This window comes from Pseudolysinimonas kribbensis (assembly GCF_039531715.1).
Classification (GTDB): domain Bacteria; phylum Actinomycetota; class Actinomycetes; order Actinomycetales; family Microbacteriaceae; genus Pseudolysinimonas; species Pseudolysinimonas kribbensis.
Window position 1 is genome coordinate 733,680 of sequence record NZ_BAAAQO010000004.1, and the last position, 14,202, is coordinate 747,881.

At 70.2% G+C, this 14,202-nt stretch carries 17 protein-coding genes; 6 read left to right on the top strand and 11 right to left on the bottom strand.

The window, feature by feature from the left end:
- Positions 1-3: 3 nt before the first annotated feature.
- Positions 4-807 (bottom strand): SDR family NAD(P)-dependent oxidoreductase, encoded by an 804-nt coding sequence (locus tag ABD285_RS14240; protein ID WP_344203125.1) that lies wholly within the window; start codon positions 805-807, stop codon positions 4-6.
- 56 nt (positions 808-863) lie between these two features.
- Here ABD285_RS14240 and ABD285_RS14245 point away from each other — a divergent pair, with 56 nt between their 5' ends.
- Both ABD285_RS14245 and ABD285_RS14250 read left to right on the top strand, forming a co-directional pair.
- A complete protein-coding gene (locus tag ABD285_RS14245) occupies positions 864-1,643 on the top strand; it encodes an alpha/beta fold hydrolase (RefSeq protein ID WP_284254958.1) in 780 nt (259 codons plus the stop codon).
- Positions 1,643-2,431 carry an alpha/beta fold hydrolase gene (locus ABD285_RS14250; RefSeq protein WP_344203127.1) on the top strand — a complete coding sequence of 263 codons (789 nt, stop codon included), beginning with the start codon at positions 1,643-1,645 and terminating at the stop codon, positions 2,429-2,431. Before ABD285_RS14245 ends, ABD285_RS14250 begins: the two co-directional genes overlap by 1 nt.
- A 16-nt stretch (positions 2,432-2,447) precedes the next feature.
- Here the strand turns inward: ABD285_RS14250 and ABD285_RS14255 are convergent, their stop codons facing one another.
- Together ABD285_RS14255 and ABD285_RS14260 are read right to left on the bottom strand one after the other, a co-directional pair.
- Positions 2,448-3,026 carry a DUF3558 domain-containing protein gene (locus ABD285_RS14255; protein WP_344203129.1) on the bottom strand — a complete coding sequence of 193 codons (579 nt, stop codon included), beginning with the start codon at positions 3,024-3,026 and terminating at the stop codon, positions 2,448-2,450.
- A 76-nt stretch (positions 3,027-3,102) separates the two neighbouring features.
- Positions 3,103-3,447 carry a nuclear transport factor 2 family protein gene (locus tag ABD285_RS14260; RefSeq protein WP_284254956.1) on the bottom strand — a complete coding sequence of 115 codons (345 nt, stop codon included), beginning with the start codon at positions 3,445-3,447 and terminating at the stop codon, positions 3,103-3,105.
- A gap of 113 nt (positions 3,448-3,560) precedes the next feature.
- On the opposite strand from ABD285_RS14260, the gene ABD285_RS14265 reads away from it, so the two are divergent.
- Entirely contained in the window at positions 3,561-4,319 is a 759-nt protein-coding gene (locus tag ABD285_RS14265; protein WP_284254955.1) for a GNAT family N-acetyltransferase, read from the top strand.
- An 18-nt stretch (positions 4,320-4,337) separates the two neighbouring features.
- Here ABD285_RS14265 and ABD285_RS14270 read toward each other — a convergent pair whose 3' ends face one another.
- Entirely contained in the window at positions 4,338-4,517 is a 180-nt protein-coding gene (locus ABD285_RS14270) for a hypothetical protein (protein WP_284254954.1), read from the bottom strand.
- 114 nt (positions 4,518-4,631) lie between these two features.
- Here ABD285_RS14270 and ABD285_RS14275 point away from each other — a divergent pair, with 114 nt between their 5' ends.
- Complete coding sequence (locus tag ABD285_RS14275; RefSeq protein ID WP_344203131.1) at positions 4,632-5,873, top strand: hypothetical protein; 1,242 nt, start codon at positions 4,632-4,634, stop codon at positions 5,871-5,873.
- An 11-nt stretch (positions 5,874-5,884) separates the two neighbouring features.
- Here ABD285_RS14275 and ABD285_RS14280 read toward each other — a convergent pair whose 3' ends face one another.
- The 4 genes from ABD285_RS14280 to ABD285_RS14295 form a co-directional block, all read right to left on the bottom strand.
- Positions 5,885-7,510, bottom strand: a complete 1,626-nt coding sequence (locus ABD285_RS14280; protein ID WP_344203133.1) for an acyl-CoA dehydrogenase family protein — start codon at positions 7,508-7,510, stop codon at positions 5,885-5,887.
- Between the two features lie 14 nt (positions 7,511-7,524).
- Positions 7,525-8,955 carry a hypothetical protein gene (locus ABD285_RS14285; RefSeq protein ID WP_344203135.1) on the bottom strand — a complete coding sequence of 477 codons (1,431 nt, stop codon included), beginning with the start codon at positions 8,953-8,955 and terminating at the stop codon, positions 7,525-7,527.
- Between the two features lie 93 nt (positions 8,956-9,048).
- Entirely contained in the window at positions 9,049-9,294 is a 246-nt protein-coding gene (locus tag ABD285_RS14290; RefSeq protein WP_284254947.1) for a hypothetical protein, read from the bottom strand.
- Positions 9,295-9,352: 58 nt separating this feature from the next.
- On the bottom strand, positions 9,353-10,144 hold the full coding sequence (locus ABD285_RS14295; RefSeq protein ID WP_284254946.1) for an alpha/beta fold hydrolase: 792 nt from the start codon (positions 10,142-10,144) through the stop codon (positions 9,353-9,355).
- A gap of 63 nt (positions 10,145-10,207) precedes the next feature.
- On the opposite strand from ABD285_RS14295, the gene ABD285_RS14300 reads away from it, so the two are divergent.
- Entirely contained in the window at positions 10,208-10,618 is a 411-nt protein-coding gene (locus tag ABD285_RS14300) for a MarR family winged helix-turn-helix transcriptional regulator (protein WP_284254945.1), read from the top strand.
- Here the strand turns inward: ABD285_RS14300 and ABD285_RS14305 are convergent.
- Positions 10,615-11,469 (bottom strand): LLM class F420-dependent oxidoreductase, encoded by an 855-nt coding sequence (locus tag ABD285_RS14305; RefSeq protein WP_284254944.1) that lies wholly within the window; start codon positions 11,467-11,469, stop codon positions 10,615-10,617. The genes ABD285_RS14300 and ABD285_RS14305 overlap by 4 nt on opposite strands.
- Positions 11,470-11,521: 52 nt before the next feature.
- Positions 11,522-12,175 (bottom strand): FMN-dependent NADH-azoreductase, encoded by a 654-nt coding sequence (locus ABD285_RS14310; RefSeq protein WP_284254943.1) that lies wholly within the window; start codon positions 12,173-12,175, stop codon positions 11,522-11,524.
- 66 nt (positions 12,176-12,241) lie between these two features.
- Between ABD285_RS14310 and ABD285_RS14315 the strand changes: the two genes are divergently transcribed.
- A complete protein-coding gene (locus tag ABD285_RS14315; protein WP_284254941.1) occupies positions 12,242-12,592 on the top strand; it encodes a winged helix-turn-helix transcriptional regulator in 351 nt (116 codons plus the stop codon).
- A 26-nt stretch (positions 12,593-12,618) separates the two neighbouring features.
- On the opposite strand, the gene gatB is transcribed toward ABD285_RS14315, so the two are convergent.
- On the bottom strand, positions 12,619-14,148 hold the full coding sequence (gene gatB / locus ABD285_RS14320; protein WP_344203138.1) for an Asp-tRNA(Asn)/Glu-tRNA(Gln) amidotransferase subunit GatB: 1,530 nt from the start codon (positions 14,146-14,148) through the stop codon (positions 12,619-12,621).
- Between the last annotated feature and the right edge of the window lie 54 nt (positions 14,149-14,202).

A 14,202-nucleotide genomic window follows, 5' to 3' on the forward strand; every position in this document is an offset into this window, starting at 1 on the left:
GGGCTATCGGCCGAGCGACGCCGCCTGCGCCTCGAGGGCGGCCCAGAGCCGGTCGCCCGCGGCGTCATCCAGGGCCTGGCGCGCGAGCCCCCGGTCCCAGTGCCGGCCCGCGAAGTAGGTGCCGGAGGGCGCGGTGACGTCGCTCGACGCCAGCATGACGAGAAGCCGCGCACCCTGCTCCGGGGTCAGGATCGCGCGCCGGATGAGCGGGGCGAGCGGTCCGCGGTCCAGCCCGCCGAACCGGGTGGCCACCGGCCCGGGATGGAACGAGAACGAGCGCAGCTCCGGCTCCCGCTTCGCGTACTGCCGGGCCAGCATGATGTCGGCGCGCTTGGCGGTGCCGTAGGCCGGCAGCCCCCGCAGCCAGGGCCGGCCGTCGCGGTTCGGATCGTCGGGAACGACGACGCCCCACCGGTTCGCGTTGCTGCCGGTGAAGATGACACGCGACCGCGACGCGCGCAGCCGCGGCAGCAGGGCATTGGTGAGCACGAACGGCGCGAGCACGTTGCTCTGCCAGGTGCGCTCGACGCCGTCCGCCGTCAGCTCGCGCCGCGCGACGACGCCGCCCGCGTTGTTGGCGAGCACGTCGATGCGCGGGTAGGCGTCGGTGAGCCTCGCCGCCAGCTCGCGCACGTCATCCAGCCGATCGAAGTCGGCCACGAACGACTCGCCACCGACCTCCGTCGCGACCGCGGCGGTGCGGGCGGGATCCCGCCCGACGACGACCACGTCGTGACCGAGCTCGTGCAGCATGACGGCGCCCGCGCGGCCGATGCCGGAGCTCGCTCCGGTGATGACGATGAGCACATCGTCCAGTCTGGCGCGCGGGAGACGCGCCGCGGCACACCGGCTACCGTCGAGGCATGGACTCGGCGTACGCCCCGAGCGGCGACCTCGGCATCTACTACGAACGCCATGGATCTCCGACCGCGCGACGCCCGCTGCTGCTCATCCACGGCGGCGGGTCGACGATCGACACCAACTGGGCCGCCCTCCTCCCGCACCTCGCCGCCACACGCGAGGTCGTGGCGCTCGAGGAGGAGGGCCACGGACGCACCCGCCCGACCGAGCGCCCGCTCACGGCCGAGAACGCGGCCGGCGACGCCCTGGCCGTGCTCGAGCACGCGGGCCTCGACCGGGTCGACATCCTGGCCTTCAGCGCCGGATGCCAGACCGCGATCGCGTTCGCCGTCGGGTTCCCGGACCGCGTCGGTCGCCTCATCCTCGCGTCGCCGCCCTGGCGCCGCGATGCCCTGATCCCCGGGTTCTGGGACGGCATGGCCGCCGCCTCGCTCGCCACCATGCCGCCGCTGTTCGTCGAGGAGCACCGCCGCCACAACGGTGACGAGCCGGCGCTGCTGCAACGCTTCTTCGACCTCGACCGGCAGCGGATGCTGACCTTCGAGGACTGGCCCGACGCCGCGATCGCCGGCATCGGGGCGCCCACGCTCGTCGTGGCGGCCGATCGCGACGTCGTGACCGTCGAGAGCGCGACCCTCCTGGCGCGCACCCTCGCCGACGGCCGGCTGCTCGTCGTACCGGGCATCCACGGCGACTACCTCGGCGAGGCGTTCGCGTCGGGCGGCGACACCCGCCTCATGGACCGCACCCTCCCCTTCCTGCTCGCGCACCTGGACGCCTGATGGCCCTGCTCACCGACGTCCCCGACCCGCAATGGGTCATGGCCGGCGACGGCGTGCGCATCGCGACGTACGCCTTCGGCGAGCCGTCCGCGCCGGTCGTGGTGGCGGTGCACGGGTTCTCGTCGAGCGCGGCCGACAACTGGGTCATCACCGGATGGGTGCGCGACCTGACCAACGCCGGATTCCGGGTGCTCGCCTACGACCAGCGCGGCCACGGCGCGAGCGGCAAGCCGCACGATCCCTCGGCCTACTCGATGGATCAGCTCGTGGCCGACCTCGAGACCGTCGTCGACACCTGGCTGCTCGACGACGTCGGGTACCTCGGCTACTCGCTCGGCGGGCGGGTCGGCTGGTTCGGCGCGATCGAGCTGCCGCACCACATCACCCGGGCCGTGCTCGGCGGGATCTCCGACGGCGACCGGCTCGCCGGCTTCGACCTGGATGCCGCCCGCCTCCACGCCGCCACCGGCGCCCCGATCGCCGATCGCCTCACGCACGCGTACGTGTCGGTCGCCGAACGCAACCCCGCCAACGACGTCGAGGCCCTCATCGCCCTCGTCGAGGGGATGCGCGGCGGCGCGCAGCCCGATCCCGCCGAGGCTCCGCAGCAGCCGGTGCTGTTCGCGACCGGCACCGAGGACTCGATCATCGACATCTCGCGCGAGCTTGCCGCCGCCACCCCGCACGGGCGGTTCCTGGAGATCCCGGGGCGCACCCACTTCAACGCGCCGCCGTCGCGCGAGTTCCGCCGCGCCGGCGTCGAGTTCCTCCGCGAGGGGCTCGAGTAGCCGGCCGACGGCATGCTCACCCGAGCAGGGCATCCACCGCCTTCGCCGCGTCGATGAGCGGCTGATCGAACTGGTGGTCGTCGTCGACGAGCCGCAGCATGTTGATCTCGGCCCAGACGCCGTGCGACTTCCAGAAGATGGCCTGCGGCTCGAGGTGCGCCTCGTCGCCGAGACCCGGCACGTCGACGAAGGCGTGCCCCTGGTTGACATCGATGGTGTAGAAGTTCTCCGCCCCGGGCCCGAGGCTCAGGGTCGCCTGCGCGGTCTCGCCGCCGTTCGGGTCGGGGTTGTAGGTGCAGCTCGGCTGCGACTGGTCTTTGGCGTCGATCGGCTCGGACAGCGTGGCGCCCACGAGCTTCTCGGCGGCATCCTTCGGGAACAGCACGCACGGGTCGAGCTTCGAGACGTCGACGCCGGCCGCGTCGCCGGAGCCGGCCTTCGGGGTCGAGCCGGAGCCGGCGGCCGGACTCCCGGATCGGGATGCGGCCGGGGGCTGAACGCCGGACGGAGTCCCGATTCCGAGTGAGCATCCACTCAGGAGGGCGAGGACGACGATCGTCCCGCCGGCGGCGGCACGGGTGCGGTTGGCGGACATCGCGGCTCCTGGGTCGGGGAACGAGCGGATCAGGCTCGTCCAGCTTCGGGGAGGCGCGTAACGCCGACGTAACGGGCTACTCGATGCGCCCGCCGAAGTAGACCTCGACCTCGTGCACCTGCCCGTCGTGCACGAGCGCGGCCTCCATATTGCGCCAGTGCGTGCCGTCGGCGAGCGTGTAGTCGTAGCGGCTGAAGACCAGGTCGCCGTGCGCACCCAGCTCGCTCAGGTGGCTCTGCACGAAGTGGCCGGCGCTGGGAAAGCAGGTGCGCATCCACGCCTCGCGATCGATGTGGTCGTCCTGCGGACTCGTGAAGCGGAAGTCGTCGGCGAGCAGGCGGCGGGCGGTGGCGGCATCCTGCTCGTCGAAGGCGGTGCGCAGCCGCCGGACGGTCTGAACGTTGTCGGTCGCGGTGCTCATGCCTGTGACCGTAGGCAGAGCGCGCGCGTGTCAGGACGCGCTGCCAGGAGGCTCCAAGGCCGGAAGGCTCCGGATGCCGTGAACCGTTCGCTGCTCCGCTGCGTATGCAGGGGGTGGCCATCACCGACCGAGACCTCGCCGCGCGCAACCGGCGCACGCTGCTCGCCTGCTTCGACCAGGACGCACGCGGATCCCGCGGCGCGCGGGTCGTGCGCGCGCCCGGCATCGCCGTGGCGGTCTTCGTCACGCCGCCCGAGGGCGCGTACCTCAACAACGCCGTGCTCGAGTCGAGCGTGAGCGACGCCGAGCGGGCGGCGGCCGTCGCGTTCGCCGAGCACGAGTACGCGAGCGCCGGGATCGCCGAGTTCGCGATCTGGATCGATGAGCACGACGATGCCGGCCAGCGCTTCCTCACCGATCGCGGCTACCGGCAGACCGAGAGCACGCTCGCGATGAGCATGGACCTGGGCGAGGTGCCGGCCCCGCCCGCCGGCCCAGCGGGGGTCGAGCTGGTATGGGACGACTGGGACGCCTACTGCGAGCTGCTCGAGCTGCCCGGATTCCTCGCCGACGCCGACCCCGCCGCCTACCGCGTCGTGACCGCGCGCGTCGAGGGCGGCGGCGCCGAGGCGATGGCGTTCCACCACGATGGCGACTGCGGCATCTTCAACGTGGGCACGACCGAGGCCGTGCGACGCCGGGGGCTCGGGGCGATGGTGACCCGCGCGTTGCTCGATGATGCGGTCGCGCGGGGGTGCGGCACGGCATCCCTGCAGTCGACGCCGGAGGCCGAGCGGCTCTACGCCCGGCTCGGGTTCCGGGCGCTGGGGCGCATCCGGGAGTTCTCGCGCAGCCGGCCCGAGCGCTCCTGACTCAGGGTCGCGGGCGCGTTACTCGGACGAGCGCCGACGCCGGCGCACGACGCCGGTCACGACGACCGCGACGATCCCGAGCACCACGACGGCGAGCGCGGGCCAGATGAGCCATGCGCTGTCGACTCCGGTCGCGGCGAGCCGACCGTCGTCCGAGCCGATGGGGCCCAGAGTCGCCGTCACGAGCACAGCTGTCACGAGATGCCTCCCTGCAGGTCTCCCGGAACTCTAGTCGCGAGCCGCGGCATCGCCGGCGCGGTCGCCACGACCGATAGGGTGCGGATACCCCTTGTCCGCTCCTGGAGGAGACCTGTGCGAAAGACAGCCCTGCTGACGATGGTCGGATTGGCCGCGGCAGCGGCCACGCTGATCCCCGCGATGTCGGCGACCGCCGCTCCGACCTGCGACACCGGCTGCGTGGTCAGCTTCACGCCGGGTGCGCAGACGACCTGGACCGTGCCCTCCGACGCGACGGACGTCACCGTGGTCGTCGCCGGCGGCGCGGGAGGCGCCAGTGTGTACGCCAGCACCCCCGGCGGCGCCGGAGGCAAGGTGACGGTCGATCTCGGAACGAGCTACAACGGCGAAACCCTCCACGTCCTCGCGGGCGACAAGGGCGCGGACATCGCGGTCGAGGGCCCCGGAGGCGGAGGCGGCGGAAGCTACGTCGCCGACGCGTCCGGGTTCATCGCCGTCGCGGGAGGCGGCGGCGGGACCGGTGCTCTCAGCACCCCGCCCGCTGCCGTTCCGGGTGGGATGGGCGGATACGCGAGCGCATCGGCGAACGGCGCCGACGGGGCGAGCGTCAACGGGTACGACATCAGTGGGCTCGGCGCCGTGGGCGCCACCCCGGGCGGCCCGACCAGCCAGGTGGGTCTTGTCGCGTACGGCGGAACGGGCGGCGTCGCGTCCGTCGCGGGCGACGGCACGATCACCCCCGGGGCGGGCGGCGAGCCGGCTTTGTACCTGAACTTCCCGGTTGCTCAAGGCGGCGGCGGCTACGCCGGCGGCGGCGGCGGCTCGGCGATGGAAGGCGGGTCCAGCCTCGCCGCCGCCGGAGCGGGAGGCGGAGGCTCCGGCTTCCTCCGTGCGGGCCTCACCGCCTCCGCGGTGGAGCCCAACACCGGCGCCGGGTCGATCACCTTCACCTACACGATGGACCCCAGCATCTCGGCGCCCACCGCGAGCGTGCCGGCCGGCTCGACCGCGTCGACCATCATCGATGGCGTAGCACCGTCGACGGCGTTCTCCGTGCTGCTGGACGGCACGACCGTCGTCGCCTCGGGCACGACTCCGGTGACCGGCGGCCCGGTCACCCAGTCCTTCACCGTTCCCGCCGACACGTCCGGAGGCACGCACACGCTGACCCTGCAGGTCGGCGGCATCCGGGCTGCGACGAGTGCGGCGTTCACCGTGACCGCCGCCATCGCCCTCGCGGCGACCGGCGTCAGCACTCCGTGGTGGGTCGCACCCGGTGTGGCGATGCTGATCGCGGTCGGGACGCTGCTGCTCTGGTGGACCTCACGACGGAGCCGCGCCCGCCTGGTGCGCTGAGCGGGCGGCGCCTAGCTTCGCTCGAGGATCGCCGCGAGGTCTCCCCCGGCCGGCAGCGCCCCGTAGAGGTGCCCGTACCGCGCCCCCTCGCCGAGCCGCGACTCGACGAACAGGTCCGCGACCGCGGCGGGCGCGTGCCGGATGAGCAGGGATGCCTCCAGTGCGAGCGCGAGATCGGCCATGAGGCCCCGCGCATTCGCGGCCGCGGTGATCGGATCGAGGTCCGCTGCCTCCCGCGCGCGCTGCTCCGTGATCGCGAGGTGCTCGTCGAACACCGGGTTCTGCCCCGCCGCCAGGGCGACCTCGTCGATGAACGCGGTGACGGCATCCGGCTCGGTGTTCAGGGCCCGGATCAGGTCGAGCGCGATGACGTTGCCCGACCCCTCCCAGATCGCCATCACCGGCTGCTCGCGGTAGCGCCGCGCGAGCGGGAACGCCTCCGTGTACCCGTTGCCGCCGAGGCACTCGAGCGCCTCGTAGGCGTGGCCCGGTCCGCGCTTGCAGATCCAGTACTTGGAGACCGCGGTCGCGATCCGCCGGAAGGCCTGCTCCTCGGCCCCGGCATCCGCGTCGTACGCGCGCGCCACCCGCATCGCCGTGGCGGTGGCCGCCTCGGTCTCGAGCGCGAGGTCCGCGACGACCGCCGTCATCGCCGGCTGGTCGATCAGAGTTCTTCCGAAGGCGGCGCGGTGGCGCACGTGCCAGACGGCCTCCGCGGTCGCCTGCCGCATGCCGGCGGTGCTCCCGAGCATCGAGTCGAGCCGCGTGCCGGAGACCATGTCGATGATCGTGCGGACGCCGCGCCCCTCCTCCCCCACCAGGAACCCGACCGTGCCGTCGAACTCGACCTCGGAACTCGCGTTCGACTTGTTGCCGAGCTTGTCCTTGAGCCGCTGGATCGCGAACGCGTTGCGGCTGTTGTCGGGCAGGACCCGCGGGACGAGGAAGCAGGTCACCCCCTTGTCCGTCTGCGCGAGCACCAGGAACCCGTCGGACATCGGGGCGCTGCAGAACCACTTGTGGCCGGTGAGCACGTAGTGGTCCTGCGCCTTCACGGCCTGCGTCGTGTTGGCGCGGATGTCGCTGCCGCCCTGCTTCTCGGTCATCGCCATCCCGAACAGCGCCGACTTCTTGCCCAGGCGGAGGTCGGGGGCGTAGTCGGTGCTGAGGAGCCTTGGCACCCAGGTCTCCGCCAGTTCGCTGTTGTGCCGGATGCTGGCCACCGCCGAGTGCGTCATGCTCACGGGGCACGCGTGGCCGGGCTCCACCTGCGCGAAGAGCATGAACGTCGCGGCGCGCGCCACCTCCGCGCCCGGTCCGGGGCTGTTGTATGCGCTCGCGTGGGCGCCGCGCTTCAGGGCCGCCGCGATGACGCGGTGGTAAGACTCGTCGTACTCGACCTCGTCGATGCGGGTGCCGTAGCGGTCGAATTGGTGGAGCTGCGGGGTGTTGATGTTCGCGCGCTCGGCGTCGTCTTGGAAGGCCTGGGTGCCGACGTAGCGACCCGTCTCGTGGAGGCGGTCCTCGGCCCAGGCGGCGTCGTGGCGGTAGACGGCTTCGACGAGGGGGATGTTGGTGCCGTACTCGTCGACGTCGACGCGTGGTCGGGGCTGGTTGGTTACCTCGTGGGTCGCCATGGGGATGAGGGTAGTCAGTGCATAAGCCCGATGGCCTTCGCATAGTTCCGAAGCTTTCCAAGCACATAGTTCGCGATGGTTGCCTGACGTGTCTCGGTTCGCCACATCATTTCAAGCCGAATGCGCTCCGAACCTCTATGAAGCAGGACATCGCTCTTGAATCGAAAGTCTGTCCCGATTTCGACCTCAACTTCGTAAGAATCGGCCATACCAGCGGCGACAAAGGCTTCGCCGACCGCGCGGTTCAGTAGACCGTCATTCGTCTGCGCGATAGATGCGAGGCTTGCGTAGGCCGACTGAGTGTTCGTCCCTGCTCGGCCCCCTCTGCGGCGTGGCCCCAACTGACCACCTCCCAGGATCACGCCGATCGCACTGGAACGCAGCCGATCGACTGCGTCTCGCTTGTTGCCACGCGTCGACATCCCGAGCCCCGTCATTCGCGTCTTCAGATCAGCACTCGCAAACGAACGCGCTATCTCGAGCGCGGCGAGAATCTCGAGGTGAAAGATCTTTGCGTCCAACACCGTTCCGAGGATGCCGATCGTGTCCGGCTGGGCTCGAATGTCGTTGACCACGTTGGCGTTGGTCGCCGTTAGTAGTCTGTCGATGTCCGCTGCGGAGAGAGCACCTCGAGTGAGCGCAGCAACATCTCCTTCCGGATCATTCCCTGCGACAACCACGGTCCAAACTCGCGGCTGCTCGGTCGCCATCAGGCGCCGAACCGCAGCACCATTCTGTAAGAGAGCGGCACGGATCGAACCCATGTAGTCGCCCACCGTCGGCGCTTGAGCAGCTAGATCGGTAGCCGCGTCTTCGGTAAGGCCCAGCGCAGTGAGCGACGCGCCTTCATTAAGCGCCGCAATGGTGTTTGCGGCGATCCGCACATAGTCCGATTTCGGAGGTCCACTGAAGCGGACCACAGGCATCCCCGACATGAGAGCTGCTCCGCCAAGCCGGGTCCCGAGACCGACCAGCGCTTCAGTTAGCTCATCCGTATTTGTCGGCCACACGACGAGTGTGTTTTGACCGTTGGCCGCGCGCACAAAGCCATTGATGCCGTGCAGAGACGCCTCCAGAGCCGACTCGCTCACGTCAGTCAAAGCCTCGCGGCCCTCGATCACAATGACCCGAGCGTTGGACGTCGGCGGCAGCGCTTGGAGTTCTGAAGGTATGTCCGCATCCAGCGGGATCCGAACCGTAGAGACGCCCGCCCTGAAGATTCCGACCGTGTCGAGAAAAGTCGACTTCCCCGATCCAGCTTCACCACGGATGATCCAGAATCCTCCACGGCGGGCCGCCCGAAGATCGGCGAACCTTTCGGAGAACTGCGCCAACGTTTCCTCCACCGGTACCACGACCGATTGAAGAGTGCCCTCTCCGGCGTCCCTAAGCTGCTCGAATCGATCAGGGACGTATAAATCTTCTCGTTCCACCAAGTCGGACACACTTGCATTGTGTCCGTGGATCGCTCATCTTCGCGGCGCCACGCGACGAGTCTCGGAATTGTGCGCGGCACCGCGAGCTCTTTGTCGCCTCGATCACCGCGAACTGGCGGCCCGCGCCTTGCCGTGGCGGACGTTCTCCAGCACGCGCTTGCGGCTCCAACCGGTCAATCGCCACAATTGGCGCCAGTCGTCCGAGAGGACCTTCAGCCTCCCGGCCGCGACCATCTCTGGAAGTGTCCTCTCCTCCACCATGAGGCCCTTCGCTGCCTGACGCACCATCCGATCGGGCGAGTCAGCAGACTTCGCGAGCGCCGCAGTTCTGATCGGAATGGCCGGCACCGTGTCCCTTCGCGTTCGCGGAGCGATCAGTCTCCGGTGCTCGAATCAGGCTTTGGCCTCAACCCGCGTCCGTGTCTGCGGATCGAGCCACCGTTGTCAAGAGCACCTCCGGCCCCTCCATCTGCGGCACATGCCCGACGCCCGCGAGCACCTCGAACCGCGCCCTCGGAATCCCCGCCGCATACGCCCGCCCATACGCGACATCCACGATCCGATCCGCCTCACCCCACAGCACCAGTGCCGGCACCTCGTCCCCGCCCAGCCGCCCGAGCAGCGACGCATCCGCCATCGACCCGCCGTACAGCGCCAGTGACGCCCGATTGCCCGCGAACACCTCCCGCGCCGCCGGCGGCAGCGCCGACGGGTCGAGCGACGGCGCCTTCGACGGGTCGTACCAGCTGCGCTCGGCGATCTGCGCGGGGGTGAGGGCGAAGAAGTCGGCGACCGGGTGGTCCGTGACCTCGATGCCCACGGCATCCACGAGCACGATGCGACCGAGGCGCGACGGATGGCGCAGTGCCAGCTCGGCTGTGATCCAGCCGCCCATCGAGTTGCCGATGACGGTGACGTCGTCGAGGTCGAGCGCGTCGAGCATGCCCTCGATCAGCTCTGCCAGGCCGGCAATCGTGGTGAGCGCCTCGGGGCGCGGTGTGCCGCCGAAGCCCGGGTAGCTCGGCGCGATGACGCGCGATCCGGTCTGCTCGGCCAGCAGATCGGCGAAGCCGGTGACGGATGCCGGGCCGGCCCCGCCGTGCAGGATCACGATCGCGCGCCCCTCCCCGCGCTCGTCGGCGGTCAGCGGGACGTCTCCGAACGACGTCGGGATGGTGAGGGAGAGCGGAGTCGTCATGCCAGTCACGCTATATCAACATATTTATATAAACAAGCTGTCTCGTTCGCCTAGGATCGAGCCATGGCGATGTCCCTCTCCGAGCTCGGACTCACGATCAAGCGCGTCCAGGCACGGCAGCACCGCACGGCGACCGAGGCGCTCAAGCCGATCGACGTGACGCTCGTCCAGTGGGACGCCCTGCGGCACCTGCACGCCAACCCGGGCGCCTCGCTGCACGACCTCGCCGTGCTGACCTTCCAGACCGACCAGGCCTTCGGCACGCTCGCCGCACGGCTCGAGGCGCGTGGGCTGATCCGGCGAGTGACGGGAGCCGGGCGCGCGATCCGTCCCGAGCTGACGCCCGAGGGCGAGCGGGTGCGCGCCGCGGGGCAGAAGATCCTCGACGGCATGCTGCGGCAGCACTTCGCGCCGCTCGGCGAGAACGAGCGCGAAGTGCTCGGCGGGATGCTGCAGCGGTTGCTCGTCGACTAGCGCAGCCGGCCGGCGGCCTCCCCCATCACGTCGATGATCGACCGCGGCGCCCTGATGCCGGTCGCATATACGTACAACGTCGTGTACCCGAGCTCCGCCAGCTCCTCGCCGGTGCGCACCACGTCATCCGGAGTCGACGACGGGTCGATGCCCATCATCGCCGTCTTCTCGATCGTGTCGTAGTCGCGACCCAGGTCGTCGCAGTGCGCGCGCAGCACGTCGAGCTTGTGGGCGGCATCCGGACCGGCCCCGATGTTGCAGGCGTCGGCGTACTGCGCGACGAGCTTGAGCGTGCGCTTCTCGCCGCCCCCGCCGATCATCAGGTAGGGCTTTCCGCTCAGCGGCTGTGGCGAGTTGAGGGTGCGGCCGAGGTGGTAGTACTCGCCGTCGAACGGCTCCTCCGACCCCGACCACATCTGCAGGCAGATCCGGATCGCCTCCTCCAGGCGGTCCATGCGCTCCTTCGTCGGCGGGAAGCGGAAGCCGAGCCCCGCCGACTCCTCGTCGTTCCACGCCGCACCGATGCCGAGGCCGGCACGGCCTCCGGAGATCACGTCGAGGGTGCTGACCGCCTTCGCCAGCAGCGCCGGCTCGCGGTAGATCACGCCCGTGACGAGCGTGTGCAGCTTCACCGTCTTCGTGTGCGCGGCGAGGTAGCCGAGCAGCGTGTAGGCCTCGAGCATCTCGTGCTCGACCGGTCCGATGCCGGGCAGTTGCCAGAAGTGGTCCATGACCGTGATGCGGGTGATTCCCGCATCCTCCGCCGCACGCGCGTGCGCGGCGAGGTCGGCACCCAGCGCGGCGGGGCCGCCGGTCCAGGTGAAGTCGGCGATGTGCAGTCCGAGTTCCATGGATGCCATATTCCCCGGTGCGGATCGCCCGCGCTGGCCGGCGGCGCGCTTGTTACGCCGCCGAGCGCGCGTTCCGCTTCGACGCGAGCGTGCGCCCGTGCTCGACGGCGAGCTGCTGCGCGGCGGCGTGCACCTCGACCGCGTCGTCGGCCAGGCCATCCATCGCCGGATTGACGCCCACCAGGGTCAGCTGGCGCTGCACGACGAGCAGGTCGGCCTTCCAGATGTTCTCGATCACGTGACGCAGCCACGGCGTCGAGTGGTCCCAGTCGGTCTTGCCCGACTCGGGACGGTAGTCGCCGCCGAGAACGCTCGCGAGCACCACCGGCTTGCCGGTGAGGGCGCCGGACTTGATGCGGTCATCCGTGTAGGTGATGTCGTACCAGCTCTTCACGTGGGCGGCGACGCCCCAGTTGTACAGCGGGATCGCGAGCAGGATGGCGTCGGCGTCGACCAGCTCGTCGACGAGGGTGGTGGCGAGCTTGCGGGCGCCCTTCTGCTCCTCGGTGAGGTCGGCATCCGGAGTCATGCCGCTCAGCACGAGCGTGCGCCAGGTCGTGGCCGGCAGCGGATCGGTGCCGATGTCGCGGCGGGTGATCGCGGAATCCGGGTGCTCGCCGGTCCACTCCGCCTCGACGAGATCCGCCAGGGCGCGACTGTGCGAGGTCGCGGGGTTGATGCTGGCATCGAGACGGTAGAGCGACACGGTAGAACTCCCTAACTAAGAAAAACAAAGTGACTAGGGAGAACGTAGCACGACTATCATGAGGGGATGGCGCAGCACGACGACGAGGTGGGGATCTGCGACGCCGCGATCACCCTCGCCTTCTCGGTGCTCGGCAAGCGCTGGAACGGCATGATCCTGAGCGTCCTGGGCTCCGGTGTGAATTCGTTCGTCGGCCTGCGCAAGGCGGTCAGCGGCATCAGCGACACCGTGCTGTCGGAACGCCTGCTCGAGCTGACCGACACGGGACTCGTCACCCGGGCCGTCGTCGAAGGGCCACCGATCACCGTGCGCTACGAGCTGACGACCGCGGGCGCGGAGTTGGTGCCGACGATCTCCCAGCTGGGGCTGTGGGCGCAGCGGAACCTCGGGAAGCCCGCGGAGCAGCCCGCGCGCTGAGCGAAACGTGGGAGGTGCGTCCCGCCTCAGGCCTGCGCGCGCTCCAGCACCAGCTCCCGCACGCGGGCCGCGTCGGCCTGACCCTTCATCGCCTTCATCACGGCGCCGATGACCGCGCCGGCGGCCTGCACCTTGCCGTCGCGGATCTTCTCGAGCACGTCGGGCTGGGCCGCGAGCGCCTCGTCGATCGCGGCGATCAGCGCGCCGTCATCCGAGACGACCTTGAGGCCGCGCGCCGCGACGATCTCGGCGGGCGTGCCCTCCCCCGCGGCGACCCCTTCGACGACCTGACGCGCCATCCGGTCGGTCAGCTCTCCCGACTCCACCAGCGCCACGATCTCCGACACCGCCAGCGGGGTGATCAGCGCGGCCGGCTCGGCATTCTGCGCGTTCGCCAGGCGGGCGATCTCGCCGGTCCACCACTTGCGGGCTTGGGCGGGGGCGGCACCGGCCGCGACGGTCTCCTCCACCTCGACCAGGAGCCCGGAGTTCTGCACGTCTTGGAACTCCAGCTCCGTGAAGCCCCACGATTCGCGCAATCGTCGACGTCGGACGGCCGGCGCCTCCGGAAGCGCCGCCCGCAGCGACTCGATGAGCTTCGGGTCGGGTTCGATCGGAAGGAGGTCCGGCTCGGGAAAGTACCGGTAATCGTCCGCGTCCGACTTGGGACGCCCCGGCGACGTCGTGCCGGTGTCCTCGTGCCAGTGGCGGGTCTCCTGCGTGATCGACCCGCCGGCGGCGAGGATCGCGGCCTGTCGCTGAATCTCGTAACGCACCGCGCGCTCGACCGAGCGCATCGAGTTGACGTTTTTGGTCTCCGTGCGGGTGCCGAGCGGCGCCGGCGGCTCTCCCGCCCGTGCGCGCGGGCGGAGCGAGACGTTCGCGTCGCAGCGGAGGTTGCCGCGCTCCATCCGCGCCTCGCTGATGCCGAGGCTGCGCACGATGTCGCGGATCGTCGAGACGTACGCCTTGCCGACCGCGGGCGCGTTGTGCTCCGCGCCGAAGATCGGCTTCGTCACGATCTCGACGAGCGGCACGCCCGCACGGTTGTAGTCGACGAGCGAGTACTCGGCGCCCTGGATGCGACCGGTCGCGCCGCCGACGTGCGTGAGCTTGCCGGCGTCCTCCTCCATGTGGGCACGCTCGATCGGCACGGTGAAGACGGTGCCGTCCTCCAGCTCCACCTCGACCGAGCCCTCGAACGCGATCGGCTCGTCGTACTGGCTGATCTGGTAGTCCTTGGCGAGGTCCGGGTAGAAGTAGTTCTTCCGCGCGAACCGGGAGCTCGCCGCGATCGAGCAGCCGAGGGCGAGGCCGAGCGAGATCGAGTACTCGACCGCGGTCCGGTTGACGACGGGCAGGCTGCCGGGCAGGCCCAGATCGACGGGCGTAATCTGCGTGTTCGGGCCGGCCGTCACGTTCTCGCTGTTGGCCGGATTCGGCGCGTCGGAGAACATCTTGGTCTTCGTCGACAGCTCGACATGCACCTCGAACCCGAGCACCGGCTCGAACAGTTCGAGGGCCTTGTCGAAGTCCATGAGATCGGCTTTGGCCATGGGTTCGATCCTACGGATCGCGGAGCACCTCGTCCGCGGGGCCAGGACGGGGCT